Origin of the sequence: Myxococcus sp. CA005, assembly GCF_006518205.1 — a bacterium.
GTDB classification, from domain to species: Bacteria; Myxococcota; Myxococcia; order Myxococcales; family Myxococcaceae; genus Myxococcus; species Myxococcus xanthus.
Genome location: NZ_SRLV01000042.1, coordinates 15,211 through 29,612, shown reverse-complemented (window position 1 = coordinate 29,612; position 14,402 = coordinate 15,211). Strand labels below are relative to the sequence as shown.

15 protein-coding genes are annotated in these 14,402 nt (G+C 69.2%); 11 read left to right on the top strand and 4 right to left on the bottom strand.

The annotated features are described in order from the left end of the window. Positions 1–77 precede the first annotated feature (77 nt). Both FMQ63_RS19575 and FMQ63_RS19570 read left to right on the top strand, forming a co-directional pair. A complete protein-coding gene (locus FMQ63_RS19575) occupies positions 78–1,718 on the top strand; it encodes a sigma-54-dependent Fis family transcriptional regulator (protein WP_011552572.1) in 1,641 nt (546 codons plus the stop codon). A 161-nt stretch (positions 1,719–1,879) separates the two neighbouring features. Next, positions 1,880–2,383 carry an RNA polymerase sigma factor gene (locus FMQ63_RS19570; RefSeq protein WP_011552571.1) on the top strand — a complete coding sequence of 168 codons (504 nt, stop codon included), beginning with the start codon at positions 1,880–1,882 and terminating at the stop codon, positions 2,381–2,383. 15 nt (positions 2,384–2,398) lie between these two features. Here the strand turns inward: FMQ63_RS19570 and FMQ63_RS19565 are convergent, their stop codons facing one another. Together FMQ63_RS19565 and FMQ63_RS19560 are read right to left on the bottom strand one after the other, a co-directional pair. After that, positions 2,399–3,055 carry a hypothetical protein gene (locus FMQ63_RS19565; RefSeq protein WP_011552570.1) on the bottom strand — a complete coding sequence of 219 codons (657 nt, stop codon included), beginning with the start codon at positions 3,053–3,055 and terminating at the stop codon, positions 2,399–2,401. Further along, positions 3,055–5,232: a S46 family peptidase gene (locus FMQ63_RS19560; protein WP_011552569.1), complete on the bottom strand. Its 2,178-nt coding sequence runs from the start codon at positions 5,230–5,232 to the stop codon at positions 3,055–3,057. Before FMQ63_RS19560 ends, FMQ63_RS19565 begins: the two co-directional genes overlap by 1 nt. Before the next feature lie 136 nt (positions 5,233–5,368). Here FMQ63_RS19560 and FMQ63_RS19555 point away from each other — a divergent pair, with 136 nt between their 5' ends. From FMQ63_RS19555 to FMQ63_RS19535, 5 genes are all read left to right on the top strand, one after another. Beyond that, positions 5,369–6,106: a M50 family metallopeptidase gene (locus tag FMQ63_RS19555; protein ID WP_011552568.1), complete on the top strand. Its 738-nt coding sequence runs from the start codon at positions 5,369–5,371 to the stop codon at positions 6,104–6,106. A gap of 36 nt (positions 6,107–6,142) precedes the next feature. Continuing rightward, positions 6,143–6,817: a TIGR02269 family lipoprotein gene (locus FMQ63_RS19550; protein WP_011552567.1), complete on the top strand. Its 675-nt coding sequence runs from the start codon at positions 6,143–6,145 to the stop codon at positions 6,815–6,817. Between the two features lie 12 nt (positions 6,818–6,829). After that, positions 6,830–7,549, top strand: a complete 720-nt coding sequence (locus tag FMQ63_RS19545) for a double-CXXCG motif protein (protein WP_011552566.1) — start codon at positions 6,830–6,832, stop codon at positions 7,547–7,549. Positions 7,550–7,799: 250 nt separating this feature from the next. Beyond that, entirely contained in the window at positions 7,800–8,732 is a 933-nt protein-coding gene (locus FMQ63_RS19540; RefSeq protein ID WP_020477627.1) for a VOC family protein, read from the top strand. Positions 8,733–8,758: 26 nt separating this feature from the next. Further along, positions 8,759–8,956 (top strand): hypothetical protein, encoded by a 198-nt coding sequence (locus tag FMQ63_RS19535; RefSeq protein ID WP_043612277.1) that lies wholly within the window; start codon positions 8,759–8,761, stop codon positions 8,954–8,956. Between the two features lie 423 nt (positions 8,957–9,379). Here FMQ63_RS19535 and FMQ63_RS19530 read toward each other — a convergent pair whose 3' ends face one another. Both FMQ63_RS19530 and FMQ63_RS19525 read right to left on the bottom strand, forming a co-directional pair. Further along, complete coding sequence (locus FMQ63_RS19530) at positions 9,380–10,660, bottom strand: hypothetical protein (RefSeq protein WP_011552563.1); 1,281 nt, start codon at positions 10,658–10,660, stop codon at positions 9,380–9,382. Positions 10,661–10,735: 75 nt separating this feature from the next. Further along, positions 10,736–11,275 carry a hypothetical protein gene (locus tag FMQ63_RS19525; protein WP_011552562.1) on the bottom strand — a complete coding sequence of 180 codons (540 nt, stop codon included), beginning with the start codon at positions 11,273–11,275 and terminating at the stop codon, positions 10,736–10,738. Between the two features lie 134 nt (positions 11,276–11,409). Between FMQ63_RS19525 and FMQ63_RS19520 the strand changes: the two genes are divergently transcribed. From FMQ63_RS19520 to FMQ63_RS19510, 4 genes are all read left to right on the top strand, one after another. Next, positions 11,410–12,066 carry an MBL fold metallo-hydrolase gene (locus FMQ63_RS19520; protein WP_011552561.1) on the top strand — a complete coding sequence of 219 codons (657 nt, stop codon included), beginning with the start codon at positions 11,410–11,412 and terminating at the stop codon, positions 12,064–12,066. 584 nt (positions 12,067–12,650) lie between these two features. Continuing rightward, positions 12,651–13,079 carry a DUF1801 domain-containing protein gene (locus FMQ63_RS19515; protein ID WP_225909921.1) on the top strand — a complete coding sequence of 143 codons (429 nt, stop codon included), beginning with the start codon at positions 12,651–12,653 and terminating at the stop codon, positions 13,077–13,079. A 65-nt stretch (positions 13,080–13,144) separates the two neighbouring features. After that, positions 13,145–13,282: a hypothetical protein gene (locus tag FMQ63_RS37480; RefSeq protein ID WP_020477625.1), complete on the top strand. Its 138-nt coding sequence runs from the start codon at positions 13,145–13,147 to the stop codon at positions 13,280–13,282. Between the two features lie 323 nt (positions 13,283–13,605). Further along, positions 13,606–14,271 carry a hypothetical protein gene (locus FMQ63_RS19510; RefSeq protein ID WP_011552557.1) on the top strand — a complete coding sequence of 222 codons (666 nt, stop codon included), beginning with the start codon at positions 13,606–13,608 and terminating at the stop codon, positions 14,269–14,271. Positions 14,272–14,402 lie beyond the last annotated feature (131 nt).

Below are 14,402 nucleotides of genomic sequence, written 5' to 3'. Positions count from 1 at the left end.
CTCCGGGCGCGGGGTTGAAAGCCGAACACCAGGGCGTGTAAAGCGCTCTCAGGCGCTGGACTGCTGAGAGGGCTGGGATGCCGGAGCTGGTGTTCTTTCGTCGTGGCGAGGAGGTGTTGCGGGTGGGGGTGGACCGGGCACGGCTGGTGCTCGGACGCGGCGAGCAGAGCGACGTCGCCATCCCAGACCCCGAGGTGAGCCGCCTCCAGGTCGCGTTGCTGTGGGACGGCGAGCGCTGCCGGGTGGAGGATTTGTCCGGCAAGGGCACCACCGTCGCCGGCCAGTCCATCACCCACGGCGAGCTGCCAGACGGCGCGGACCTGGCGCTGGGCCAATGGCGCGCGGTGTTCCGCATCAGCGGCGGCAGCGAAGGCGCGGACGTCACCACCGAGGTGGGCCACACGACGTCCGTCCAGTCCCGCGACACGCAGGCCCCGCGCTGGCAGCCCGCGCAGGTGCGGGTGAAGCAGGGCCTCAATGAGTCCGTGCACCGCTTCACGGGTGAAGGCTTCACCGCGGGCAAGGACGCCGGCTGCGACCTGGTGCTCCAGGACCGCTTCGCCTCCAGCCGGCACCTGAAGGTGACCCGGCGCGACAACACCTTCCACGTCGTGGACCTGCGCTCCACCAACGGGACGTGGATGGGCCCGGTGCGCGTCTTCGAGGCGGAAGTCCCGCTGCCCACCGTGCTGCGCGTGGGTGAGACGGAGCTGGTGCTGGAGCCTGCCGCGCCCACCACGCGCAAGGAGCCCACGTCCTTCCACGGCATCATCGGCGGCGACCCGTCGGTGCGGCAGCTCTCGGAGTTGATTGAGCGGGTGGCCCCGTCCTCCGCGGCGGTGACGATTCTGGGCGAGTCCGGCACCGGCAAGGAGCTGGTGGCCCGCGCCATCCACGCCTGCTCGCAGCGGGCGAACCGGCCGCTGGTGCCCGTCAACTGCGCGGCCATCTCCAAGGAGCTCATCGAGAGCGAGCTCTTCGGCCATGAGAAGGGTTCCTTCACCGGCGCCATGGGCGCGCGCAAGGGCGCCTTCGAGGAGGCCGACGGAGGCACCCTCTTCCTGGACGAGATTGGCGAGCTGCCGCTGGACTTGCAGGCCAAGCTGCTGCGCGCGCTGGAAGGCGGCGAAATCAAGCGCGTGGGCGCCAGCCGCCCGCAGACGGTGGACGTGCGCGTGGTGGCGGCCACCAACAGGGACTTGCTGGCGGCGGCGCGCGAGGGCCGCTTCCGCGAGGACCTGTACTACCGGCTCTGTGTCATCCCCCTGCACCTGCCGCCGCTGCGCAGCCGTAAGGCGGACCTGGGCTCACTGGCCGAGCACTTCGTGCGCACCTACGCCCCGCGTGGCCAGTCCGTGCGCTTCACACCCGCGGCCCTGGAGCGGCTCCAGCACCACGCGTGGCCGGGCAACATCCGCGAGCTGCGCAACGTGGTGCACCGCGCGCTGCTGCTGCGCAAGGGGCCCCTCATCGACGCGGGGGACATCTCCTTCGACCAGGAGCTGAACCGCGAGACGGGCATCGCCGTGCCGGAGCTGCCGCCGGGGATGACGCTGGAGCAGATGCTGGAGAAGCTGGAGCGTCAAATCGTCGAGGCGGCGCTGCGGCGGTACAACAACAACCGCGAGCGCGTGGCCCGCGAGTTGGGCGTGGCCCGCTCCACCCTCTTCAAGCGGCTGAAGGACTGGGGCCTCACGAAGCAGGACGAGCAGGAGTAGAGGCCGTCTTCCAGGGAGGTGGGGGTGTCAGCGGATGGACGCCCCCGCCCCGGGAAAATGTGGCCCACGGTGCATGGCCCTGAAGGGCGATAGACCCTTCAGGCAGCTCATTCGTTCCATGTCCTGTACGTCCACCCCGGCGTGTCAGGAGAGCACCCGTCATGCACGCATGCGCGCTTCCGCCGCTGTCCGAGTTGTATACCGAGCACCGCCCTCGCGCGTTGGCCATTGCCCGACGCATCGTCGGTGATACCGCCGACGCTGAAGACGTGGTGCAGGACGTCTTCGCCCGGCTCGCTCGCCGCGCCCCCGGCTACGGCGGCCGCGCGGCGTGGAGCACCTGGCTGCACCGGGTCATGGTGAACAGCAGCATCAACTGGCTGCGGGCGCGCAAGCGCCGAGACAGGCTGAGCCACGACGTCCAGGAGCCCCTGTCCCCCGAAGCCCTCGCCGTGGGCGCGGAGATGGAGCGCCACTTCGGTGAGGCGATGGAGGACATCAACGAGCAGCAGCGCCAGGTGCTCTACCTGCGCGAGGTGCGCGGCCTGAGCTACCCGGAAATCGCCCGGCTGCTGCGCATCCCCGAAGGCACGGTGAAGAGCACGCTCCACCGCGCCCGCCAGCGCACGCTCTCCCTGATGGAAGAGCGCGGCCAGCAGCCCTGAGGGCCAGGGACGGGCTCAGTCCTCGCTCTTCGAGCCGACGAACTGGTCCGCCTTCTCCTTGAAGAGGACGTTGAAGCTGGTGAGCGAGCCGTAGACGCGGGTGATGTAGCTCTGCATCTCCACCTTCTCCGCGTCCGACAGCTTCGGGTGCGCGTTGAGCTTCTGCTCCAGCACCCGAAGCCTGTCGCGCACCATGACGACCTTGTGGAACAGGCTGTCGATGGGCAGGTCCTTGGGCTGCAGCTCGGTGTTGGCGGGCACCAGCCGCATCGTGCCGCCCTCCCACTTGTTGGCCAGGGGCGGCGCGTCCAGCAAGCCGGACGCCTCCCGGAAGATGTCCATCAGCTCTTCACGCGTCATGCTCAACCCTTCCAGGTCCACCACGTCGTTGGGGTCCGCGCGACGCCGCACCACCACCGGCGCCACGCTGCGCGCGGTCCGCTCGCGCGCGGGTGCAACCGCTGAGGGGGCCGCGCTTCCCCGAGGCGTGTACTTGTCGCAAATGGGCGCGGACGGGGGAAAGTTGCCCCGCCACGAGTGCAGCCGGCACGCGCCCACCCAGCCCCGGCGCTCATCCACCGACTGCGGGCTGAACAGCTTGCAATTGCCACACACGCGCTCTTCCGGCTTGAAGACCGGAAAAGGAAGCGAGCCGTCCCCCGCGTCCGACATCAGCGCGTCTCCCCCGCCACCGGCGGGCCCTTGCGCACGCCCAGCTCGCGCAGCAGCACGTCCGCGTCCTCCACCTGGTCCAGCATCCAGAGGATGTAGCGCACGTCCACGTTGACGTTGCGAGCCACGTCCGGGTTGTAGCCGAAGTCGTTGGCCACGTTCTCCCAGACGCGGTCGAAGTTGACGCCCACGAGCTGGCCCTTGCCGTTGACGGTGGGGCTGCCGGAGTTGCCGCCGGTGGTGTCCGCGTCCGACAGGAAGTTCACCGGGATGTCCTTCAGCTTCTTGTCCTGCCACGCGCCAAAGCGCTTCGCCTCGGCGACCTTGGAGACCTTCTCCGGCACGTCGAAGGGCTCCTCGCCGGTGTGCTTGGCCAGCATGCCCGACAGCGTCGTCTGCGGCGTGTAGATGGCGCCGTCCCGCGGCGCGTAGCCCTGCACCTTGGCGAAGCTGACGCGCAGCGTGCTGTTGGCGTCGGGGGCCACCGGCTTGCCCGCGTGCGCCAGCACCGCCTTGCGCCACTCCGGCCGCAACCGCAGCGCGGCGCCCTGGCGCTTGTCCTTCACCTCGTCCAGCGCGGCCTGCTCCTTCGCCAGGTCCAGGCCGAACGCGAGCAGCGGATCCTTGCGCGCCTCGAGCTGGCCCACCGACTCGGTGGCCATCTTCATGCGCTCGTCCAGCGTCAGCACCTTGGAGCCCGCGTACATGGCGTCAATCTTCGCCAGGACGTCCTTCTCCGAGAACGTCTTGCCGAAGTGCTTGTCCACCGCGGCGATGCGCTCCTCGGCGCCCAGCGCCTGCGCGCGGCGCACGAAGGCCAGCAGCAGCTGACGCTCGGCGGGGAGGAACAGGTTCTTCTGGTCGCGCTCCAGCCGGTCCTTGATGCGGACGTGCTCGCGCTCCATGTACTCCGGGCGGCGCTCCAGGTCCGGCTTCGCGCGCTCCGCGGCCAGCCGCGACACCACCACCGCCAGGGCCGGGCCCCGCGCCAGGCGCGACGATGCGGCCAGGAGGAACTCACGGTCGAAGGACTTCGCGATGGCGGACTGTTCGACGAGCAGCGCGGCCCGCGCGTCCAGCGCCGGCTGCCACTTCGCGCCCGCCTTCTTGGCCCACACCGCGACGGCGGCTTCCGCCTCGCGCTGCTTCTCCACGATGTGGCCGCGCTTCAGGCCGGCGAGCTGACCGCCCGAGTTCTTGTAGACGTTGTGCAGGCCCTTGAGCTGCGAGGCGACGGCAATCTTGCCCGCGGGGTCCTTCTCCCCTTCCGCTTCGAGGATGCGGATGGCCTCGCCGAACACGTCGCGCATGCGCGGGTAGAGGCGGGACTGGCGCTCGGCCATCTCCTCCGCGAGCAGCGCGCGGTACGTCATGCCCGGGTAGCCCAGCACCATGACGAAGTCGTTGGGCTTCACGCCCTGGGTGGCCAGCGGGAAGAAGAATTCCGCCTTGTAGGGGACGTTCTTGTCGCTGTACGGCGCGGAGGTGCCGTCCGGCGCGGTGTACGCACGAAGGATGGCGAAGTCACCGGTGTGGCGCGGCCACATCCAGTTGTCCTCCTCGCCGCCGTACTCACCCACCGCGCGCGGCGGCGCGTAGACGAGCCGCACGTCGGTGAGCTCCACCGCATCCACCAGCGTGTAGTTGACGCCGCCATCGAAGGTGGCCACCTGGCAGCGGGTGGCGGGGCGCTTCTCGCACTCGGCGACCAGCTCCTTCTGCTTCCGCTCGATGGCCTTGTAGCGCGTGATGTCGTCCGCGTCCGCGGGCACCGCGGCGAGCACCGTCTTCGTCACATCGGTGAAGCTGCGCGGGACCTGGACGCGCGAGCCCTTGCCGGGCAGTTCGTCCTCGCGCTTGGAGGCGAGGAAGCCCTGGGTGATGAGGTCGCGCTGCGGCGTGCTGTGCTCCTGGATGACGCCGAAGGCACAGTGGTGGTTGGTGATGACCAACCCCGAGGCGGCGATGAACGCGCCCGAGCACCCGCCGACGTTGACCGCGCCCGCAAGCAGGCCCGTGCCACGCTTCGGGTCCCAGAGCTTCTTGGGGGAGACCTGGAGGCCCTGGGCGCGTAGCCACGCCGGGTCCAGCTCCAGGACCTGCTGGGGAGTCCACTTGCCTTCCCCGGCCAGAGCGGGGGCAGCCACGAGCGACAGAAGGAGGAGCGTCTTCTTCATGGTGTCCCCTCCCTACTCCGTCCGGCGCCCGCAAGCGAATCCCTTCGCCGTGACGCTTCGCGGCCAGGAGGCCGGGCTTTTTCGTGGAAGACGAACCCGGATTAAGTGTTGGGGTGTCCCAGGAGGGGAGCGACCGATGCGGACCGCCAGCGGTGCACAGCTCGATTTCGGCCGGTTGGCCTTGCTCGCCCTCATGCTGGGGGTGGGCTGGTATTTCTGGGATTCACCCGCCCTGTGGCCCATGAAGGTGCTGGTGGTGATGATGCACGAGAGCGGGCACGCCCTGGCGACGCTGCTGGTGGGCGGCTCCGTGGACCGCATCCACCTGGCGGCCAACGAGTCGGGCTCCTGCCTGTCTCGCCTGCCGCCCGGGCTGTTCGCCAAGGTGGCCGTCTACTCGGGGGGGTACCTGGGCAGCGCGGTGGCGGGCGCGGGGCTGATGCTGGCCACCTTCCGCTTCCGGCTCCGCCGCTGGGTGCTGGGCACCGCCAGCGTGTGGCTCACCGTCATGGGCCTGGTGTACGCGGGGGACGGCTTCACCCTGCTCTTCTGCCTGGGCACGGCCGTGGTGCTGGCCCTGGGCGCGAAGTTCCTGCCGGATGGGGTGGTTGACGCGCTGAACCTGTTCATCGCGGCCTTCACGGCGCTGTATGCGCTGTTCGACTTGCGCTCGGACTTGTGGAACAGCGCGGTGCGCTCGCAGAGTGACGCGGCGCTCCTGGCGGACCTCACCTACGTGCCCGCCGTGGTGTGGGCGGCGCTGTGGTCGCTGATCGCCATCGGACTGCTGGCGGTGGCGGCGTACACGTCCCTGCACGCCAGGCCCAAGGGGCTCCAGATGCCTTCCATCACGGCGCGGGCGCGACGGGTGTAGCGCCTCCGGCTATCAACCACGCGATAGACTTCTCCGATGATGCGGACATTTCTGGTCTCTGCATTCTCGGTGCTCGCGCTGTCTTTTCTGGGGTGCTCCAACGCCGCGAGGATGCCCGCGCCCGAGGCGTGGGAGTCCGCGGAGGAGATGTGCACCACCGCAGATGATGCCCATTGCGGCTCACTGCTGTGTCATGGCGACGCGTGCGGACTCTATCGCTGCGAAGACGTGCCTGGAGCTGTGGAACTGGCGCGATTCCCGCCTGCGCGTCCTCCCGCGGCGGCTGCGGCGCCTGGGCGCGGTCCCCGAAGGAATTGGGGAGGAGGCCAGAACCTTCCACGGGGCGCCGTCATGGTGTTCCCCAACTGGAACGGCGCTGCCGGCTGGGTGGTGCCACCTTCACGTGGGCTCACAGCCGGGCGGTGGGAGAAGCACCACATCTTCCCCCAGGCCAGAGACCTGGCGGAGTGGTTCAGGGATAGAGGGCTCAGGATTCACGACTACACACTTCCGATTCCTCGAGACATTCATCAGCGGATTCACAAAGGGGGAGAGAGTGGCGGGGCATGGAACCGAGCCTGGCGCGAGTTCAGACTCCGCAACGAGAACGCAAGCCCCGAGGAGATCTTCAAGCACGCCGGCGAACTCATCTACCGCTTCCAGCTCATGGGCGGGCCCATTCGCGCCTACCATTCCAAGCCAGGTACTTGAGAGATTGAGTGCATGATGCGGTTCTTCTGGATACGCGAGGAGCGGACTCCGTCCTTCAACGGCAGCTTCGACGCCACACACAAGTGGCGCCTGCCCGGCGTGAAGTGCGATGCCTGTGGAGTCACGTGGGGTGGGGCCGGGCACCAGTACCCAGGGGTGGACCTGTCTCACGTGCCCGAGCGGTCACGCTTCGTGCGCCCCTGGCCTGTTCCCGTTTCGGAGCTCGCGCAACTGCGAGCGCTGGTTCGCCCCTGGGTGCCCCCTGGCGTGCCACTTCCGCCAGGCACGCATCTGGGGCCTCTTGAAGGCACAGCCTCTGGGCGATTCGGCCCACTGACGTCACAGGGGGATATTCTGTGGGTCGTGCGACGGGATGCCCTCGAGCGGCTTCAAGCCGAAGGCGTCAGGGGGCTGCTCGGCTGCAAGACGGAATTGAGGTTTCGCCAGAAGGAGCCGCCGGAGTTGCTGGAACTCCAAATCGAACCGCGCGGCCGACTCCATGCGGACTGCCTTCCCTCCGACCTCGCTCCACCATGCGACGCCTGCGGCCGGGTCACGCTTCGATTGCCGGACGCGCCCCTTCTCGACGCAGCATCCCTGCCCATCGACCGCGATGTCTTCCGCGTAGGGGACTACGCCACCGTCATCGTTTGCACTGAACGGTTCATGGAGACAGTGCGCCAGCTCGGTCTGGAAGGAATGGCCTTTCGCGAGATTCCCACACGCGGATGACGCAGGAGTCCGCCGCCGTTCAGCGGCCCTCCATCACAGCGCGGGCGCGGCGGGTGTAGCGCGCGGGGGCCGGACGGCGTCGCGCCGGACACAGCGGCCCCTCCCACGGTCGTGCGGACGCCCCCCGTGGGTTGTCGAGTGAAGGCTGCCGCCTCATATCGAGGCCTCCGGCCCGTCCTGTCCCGTCCACCTCCGAGCCCGCCGGCCATCCAGCCCGCGAGCGGCTCCGGACGCGGCACGAGGAGAGACGATGAGACTTCCTGGCACGTGGCGCGCGTGGCTTCGCGGCGGACTCCTGCTGACCAGCGTGTGCGCCGTGGGCGGCACGGTCGCCACCCAGGCCGGGTGCGCGTCCGCGCCTGACAGCGCGGCCCGCGAGGACATCCCCCTGTCGCCCACTCCGCTCTACGGCAAGTTCGTCTGGCACGACCTCGTCACCGACAATCCCGCCGCCGCGAAACGCTTCTATCGCGACCTGTTCGGATGGGAGTTCGTGGACATCCGAGGCGGCCTCCGCCCCTACTCCCTCATCCGCGCCCAGGGGCGCTGGATTGGCGGCATCGTCCATCCGGCGAACGCCGCCGAGAAACGCGAAGGCGCGCTGTGGCTCGGCTACCTCTCCGTGCCCGACGTGGACCGCGCTGTCACCGAAGTAAGCGCGCGCGGCGGCAAGGCGCTCGACGGCCCCATCGACGTGCGGAACATCGGCCGGGCCGCGGTGGTCGCCGACCCGCAGGGCGCGGCGGTGGGCTTCGTGCGCTCCCGGCCCGGAGATCCGGCCGATACGGGCGTGCCGGATGAGGGCCAGTTCTTGTGGATGGAGTACCTGGCCCAGGACCCCGTCGCCGCGGCGGACTTCTACAAGGAGCTCCTGGGCTACGAGGTCCGAGATCGTCCACTCGGCGGCGGGCCCCACTACGTCCTCGCCCAGGGACAGCATCCCCGAGGCGGCGTGCTGGCCAACCCGGTGAAAGGCGCGCGCCCCAACTGGCTCACCTATGTCCGCGTGAAGGACCCCGCGACGCTCGCTTCACGGGCCCAGGCCCTGGGGGGCCGCGTGCTGATGGCCCCGCGCCCGGACGCACGGGGTGGCTCGCTCGCGCTCATCGCCGACCCGAGCGGCGCGGTGCTCGCGCTCCAGCGCTACCCCTTCGAAACGTCCAAGTCCGCAACGGCGCCGTGATGCGCCACCCTCGAGGAGAACCCCACGTGCAACTGCGTCGACACCCTTCCCCCCGCTCGCTGTCCTGGACCGTCCTGATGGCCGGTGCCCTCCTCACGTCCGGATGCACGGACCAGCCCGCGGGCGTCGGACTCGGCTTCACCACGCCGTCGCCCTGGAACGCCACACCTCAGATGGAGATCACGACCACCTGGAACGGCGGACCGATGTACTGGGCGCCCTGAGCGCGGCCGCTTCCTCGCCGCGCGCATGGACTGCGGGGCATGACGCGCGACGAGCAGATCATCCAGGAATGTCTTCGTGCCGCGGTCGAAGGGCCGTTCTTCCCTGACTGGGAGTTCCCGGCCCTGTTCGGATTCGACCGAGCGAAGGCCGCCATCCTCGCGTCATGGCCCGTGTGGGATGATGGCAAGGCGCAGAGCCGCGCCATCAACAACACGCTGAACAACCTGCTCGGCTACCCGCACAAGAAATGGGCCCTGTGGCCCCAGTACATCTCGGCCTCGCCCGAAGAGGTCAAGGCCGTCTTCGCACGATGGCGCAAGCCCCCCCTGGGAGGACTGAGTGCCATCGCTCGACGAAGGGGAGAATGCCTCCCCGGAGGCGGGCGGCGGACCTCACCACCGCGCCTCCGAGGAGACGGCGCATCACGCCTGCGGGGCGTGCACGCCGTTGGACAGCTCGTTGCGGACGACCTCGGACACGCGCTCGCGGACCATCTCGCCCACGCGCTCGCGGACGTCGGCGCTCACGCTCTCACGCACCGCGCTCGCGATGCGCTCGGGGTCGACGGAACCACCGCCCTGCTGCATCGGCATCATGGACGGACCGGCGCGCATCGCCTCACCGAGCGCGGACCGGACGGCCTCGGGGAGCTGCGAGCGAAGCGCCGAGTCCAGCTCCGAGCGCATGCTGCTCATGAACCGCTCACGCAGGGAGTCCGCCAACCGCGTGCGGATGGCGTCCGCCAGGCGCTCCACGTCCTGCATCCCCTGCCCCATCATCATGCCCTGCGGCATCATCCCGCCCTGCCCCATCATGCCCCGGTGACGGGCCATGGCGCCGCGCAGCATCTCGCCCATGCGCTCCCGCAGCACCTCGCGTACGCGCTCGCGGACCGCCGAGTTGATGCGCTCACGGAGGCCCTCGGACAGCCGGTCCTGCAGGGTCATCGCGATGCGCTCGGGGTCGAACGCGCCGGCGGCCATGCCGCCCCACTGGCGCGTCATGACGCCACGGAGCCCGTCGGACAGCCGCTCGCGCAGGGCCTCGCGCACGCGCTCACGCAGGCTGTACACCAGTCCCTCGTGGAGGGCCTCGGCCAGGCGCCCGCGAATGGCGTCCGCCAGCCGCTCCGCCTCGTGGGGGCTGAAGCCGGGCATGCGCTCCGACATCACCGAGCGCAGCGTGTCCGCCAGCCGCTCGCGCAGGGCCTCGCGCACGCCGTCATGCGCGGCGGTGTTGATGCGCTCGCGCAGGGACTCCAGCAGGCGGGTGCGCACCGCCTCCGCCAGCCGCTCGGTATCCGGGGCGCCGAAGCCGTGGGAGGACATCTGCCACTGCTCGAACAGCGCCGCGCGCACGCACTCGGCCAGCCGCTCGCGGATGCCGTCGCGGATGCGCTCATGCACCACGGAGGCGATGCGCTCGCGCAGCGTCTCCGACAGGCGGGAACAAAGCGCGTCCGCGATGCGCTCCGGCTCCGGCATGCCGTAGCCCTGGGGCATCATCCCATACCCCTGCGGCATCCCACCGCCGCGCTCGAACATCGCGTGGCGGATGGCCTCCCCCACGCGCTCACGCACCTCGCGGCCGAGCCGGTCCTCAATCGCGGAGACAATCTGCTCGCGAACGGCTTCGACGACCCGCTCCTTGAACGACTCACCGAACATCTGCTGCGACTGGGGAGAAAGCTGCTCCTGGAACATGAGAACGCTCCTGACTCGACGCCTGGACTGCGAGGAAACACGGCAGGAGAAAACCCCTCTCCTGCCGGGCGCGATTCAATAAACAGGCACGCATTCAGGGTAAACGTGTCGTCGGTGTGAGGCCCCGTTGGCAGCCAGACACCGGCGGCGCGGCACAGGCCAATCCTTCCTCGGCCGCATGCGGAACGCGACGAAGGCATCCACGTTGTCGAAGGCGAAGCACGGGTTCTTCCGCCGCACCGTCTCCATGGAGGCCATCGGGACGCCCGCGTAGTCGTGGCCCGGAAACAGCTTCGCGCTATCGGGCACCTTCGCCAGCACCTGGGACAGGGAGCGGTACATGTCCTCCGGGTTGCCTCCGCTCATGTCACACCGGCCGCAGCCATTGATGAACACGGTGTCCCCGGACACCAGCGCGTCACCGGCCAGCAGGTAATGCGAGCCCGGCGTGTGCAGTGCCTGGAACGTCTCAGGCCCGACGCGCACGTCATCCTCCGGCCCCAGGGGCCGCAGCGCGCCGCCCAGCTCGCGCAGCTCCGGGGAGTACTGGACCTCCTCCCGCTGTGCGAACACCGGCACGTCCCACATCGACAGCAGGTCCGGCAGCTCCGTCACACCACTGGGCAGCGCGCGCGGCCCGGGCGGAGGTGATCGCGAATCGTTCGTCCAGGGCCCGGAAAGAGGGAATCGGCCCGCGCCTTCAAACCCTGGACGTTAGAGTGGAGCCTGAAGCGGAGGAGGATATCGCGATGCGTGAACCGTACGTGCGGCAGCTCAAGCTCGGGCCCATGGACAACTTCGTCTACCTGGTGGGGCCCCGGGACTCAGACGAGGTGGTGGTGGTGGACCCCGCGTGGGACGTGGACGCCATCGCGGAGGCGGTGAAGGCGGATGGAAAGCGCGTGGTGGGCGCGTTCGTCTCGCACTGTCACTTCGACCACATCAACGGACTGCCCGACCTGCTGTCGATGTGGGACGTGCCCGTGTACGCGCAGCGGGAGGAGGTCCAGTTCTCGCCGGAGCTACGCGAGCTGGGCGGCGCGCTGCGGCCCGTGGGGCCCGGCGACGACGTGCGCGTGGGCTCGCAGGTGTTCCATGCGCTGCACACGCCGGGGCACACGCCGGGCTCGCACTGCCTGCTGGCTGGCGATGCGCTGGTCTCCGGGGACACCGTGTTCATCAACGGCTGCGGCCGGTGCGACTTGAAGGGCGGCAACCCGGAGGACATGTACCGCTCCCTGTCCCAGGTGCTGGCGAAGGTGCCCGACACGGCGAAGCTGTTTCCGGGCCACGACTACGCGGACGTCCCGGTGACGTCCATGGAGGCGGTGCGGAAGAAGAACCCGTACTTCGCCTTCGACAACGTGGATGCCTTCGTCGCGTTCCGAATGCGGCCGAGGAAGTAGCCGGGCCTGACATGCCGCGCGGCGGTGACCGGTGTCGAGCGTCCAACGGGCGTTCACACCGAGGTCACGTTTCCGGTGAGTGCGTGCCTGTCTATTGAATCGCGCCCGGCAGGAGCCCTTCGCCTGCCGCGTATCCACGAAGTCCAGGCGTCGAGTCAGGAGCGTTGGCGCTTCGCCTTCAAGCCCGCGAGCACCGCATCGCCACGCATTCACTGTGAAGCGGATGCCGACAGTAAACTGCCAGAAAGTGGCCCTCCGAAGAATGGTGAGCCCGGTGGCCTCGAAATCTTGGCACGTCAGAGAAGCGGCGCTGCGGAGTTGGCACGTCAGTCCAGATCCAATTGAGGACGCGGGGCGCATGGCCATCACGAGCTGCGCGCAGGAGGCGCCTAACGTCCTCTCGATGACGACACCCCGCCCATCGACACCATCGTCGAAGCACTCCAAACTGTCCGCAGCGGCGAGGCGCTGCTCGCTTCGAAAGTCCGCCAAGCGCGGCTCACCGAGGGCGACACGGCACGCTCGTCGAAGGACGTGACGGCGGCCGTGGACGTTTCCTTCAACCAGTGAGCACAATGGGCGCGATGCCAACCACGTGGACCGATGCCGATCCGTTGGCGTTCCTCGCTAACGTGACGCCTGCAGGGCGCCGTCGCGACGCCCAGGTGCTTCTCGACTTGATGCGCGAGGTGACCGGGCTCGAGCCGAAGATGTTCGGTCCCTCAATCGTCGGGTTCGGAGAGTACGCGTACCAGTACGCGAGCGGCCACCGTGGCACCGCACCCGCCGCTGGCTTCTCTCCGCGCAAGGCGGCAACCGTCGTCTACCTCGCTGACGGCCTCAGCGCCCACGCCAGTGCGCTCGCCAAGCTCGGTCCGCACACGACCGGCACCGGATGCCTGTACATCAAGGACCTCACGAAGGTCGACCTCGACGTGCTCACTGGCATCGTCCGCGCCTCGCTCAAGACGCTCACCGCAGGGACCTACGGAAAGCGCGCCCACGAGGACTGAACGACCGCTGACCGGTCCCCGGAGGTCGCCTTGTCGCGGCTGTGCCTCCCCAGAGGCATCTCGCCGTGGCCACGCGGCCCGATTCCGTCGACTACACCGACAAGGATTTCGACGCCCTTCGCGACGCGATGAGCAAGCGTCGCCTCGCGGCGGTGCTCGTCGCGACGTACTGGCAGAAGGGCACGGCCAAGGCACGCCCATAACCCCCACGAGCTGAGTTCGGGCGCCGGCCCTCCCACCGCCCACTCCACACCGAAGGCCCGCCGTCAGGTAGCGGTAACGGCGACGGTGCCGAACCGAGCCAAGCCCCCGGTAGCTTGGCGCGGCTGGCTCAACGCCACCCGCGGAGCCGGACCGGCCGCGATGGGCCACGGGGCCACCCGGGCAGCGCTTCGCCCCTGAGCCTGCGCGCGCATCGAAACCATGCGACTTCCCCCACCTAAGCCTCACTCGAACACCCGGGACTTGATGCGGTGGGCCCCTTCCCTCTTGAATAGGCCCTTTTTGCCCCTGGGGAGGTCTCCACGTGAAGCGCCCATTGCTCCTTTGCACCCTGCTCGCCGGCACCGCCTTCGCCGCCAAGGAGCGCGCCACCTTCCGCTATGCCGCGCCTCCGGACGGGGAGCGTCCCGTCATCGTCAACGCCGTCATTGGCCCCCAAGGCAGTGACTTCGCCATGCGCCTGCGCTTCGACAAGGTGCCGTGGGGCGACGAGTGCAAGAGCCGCTGCGCCAACGCCACGCTGCTGCTCGACACCGACAACAGCAAGCAGACGGGCCTGCGCCTGGCGACGAAGAATGCGCCCGGCAACGGCGCCGACGTCGCCGTCGTCATCCAGGGCGTGCGCGACTACGCGAAGCAGGAAGGCGCCCCGCCCGTGAGCTGGCTGCGGGTGAAGGTCCGCCTGCTCGGCAGCGAGGCCTCCTCCGTGGATGACGGCGAGTTGCTGGCCGAGTTCAACCACCGCCAGGACCCCGAGCGGCTCCACGTGGACGGAGAAACCATCTACCTGCTGGTGGACGCCACCAGCGCCGCCCTGCCCTCCGCTCGCAAGGCCCGCGTCGTCTACCAGCCGCCCGGCGCAAAGCCGCTCCAGGCCACCATTCCTGGAATGATTGGCGGCGGGAGCGGCAAGGGCGTGCGCATCTTCAAGGACGGTTCGTGGGGGAAGGCCCGCGACGCGACGCCCTAGGGCGTCCACCTGCCGCCAGGGGGACGAGCCGTCCTGTCCTACCCGCACCCACCGTCCCGCCGCATGCCCCAGCCAGGAGGCCCCCGACCTCGGAATTCCGCGGGGTTGGAGTGGGGTTCTGCTGGCAAATA

Coding starts and splice junctions, on each gene's coding strand:
- FMQ63_RS19515 (WP_225909921.1), top strand. CDS start 12,651: ATGCCAACCACGTGGACCGATGCCGATCCGTTGGCGTTCCTCGCTAAC.
- FMQ63_RS19565 (WP_011552570.1), bottom strand. CDS start 3,055: ATGTCGGACGCGGGGGACGGCTCGCTTCCTTTTCCGGTCTTCAAGCCG.
- FMQ63_RS19550 (WP_011552567.1), top strand. CDS start 6,143: ATGATGCGGACATTTCTGGTCTCTGCATTCTCGGTGCTCGCGCTGTCT.
- FMQ63_RS19555 (WP_011552568.1), top strand. CDS start 5,369: ATGCGGACCGCCAGCGGTGCACAGCTCGATTTCGGCCGGTTGGCCTTG.
- FMQ63_RS19570 (WP_011552571.1), top strand. CDS start 1,880: ATGCACGCATGCGCGCTTCCGCCGCTGTCCGAGTTGTATACCGAGCAC.
- FMQ63_RS19520 (WP_011552561.1), top strand. CDS start 11,410: ATGCGTGAACCGTACGTGCGGCAGCTCAAGCTCGGGCCCATGGACAAC.
- FMQ63_RS19545 (WP_011552566.1), top strand. CDS start 6,830: ATGATGCGGTTCTTCTGGATACGCGAGGAGCGGACTCCGTCCTTCAAC.
- FMQ63_RS19575 (WP_011552572.1), top strand. CDS start 78: ATGCCGGAGCTGGTGTTCTTTCGTCGTGGCGAGGAGGTGTTGCGGGTG.
- FMQ63_RS19530 (WP_011552563.1), bottom strand. CDS start 10,660: ATGTTCCAGGAGCAGCTTTCTCCCCAGTCGCAGCAGATGTTCGGTGAG.
- FMQ63_RS19540 (WP_020477627.1), top strand. CDS start 7,800: ATGAGACTTCCTGGCACGTGGCGCGCGTGGCTTCGCGGCGGACTCCTG.
- FMQ63_RS19560 (WP_011552569.1), bottom strand. CDS start 5,232: ATGAAGAAGACGCTCCTCCTTCTGTCGCTCGTGGCTGCCCCCGCTCTG.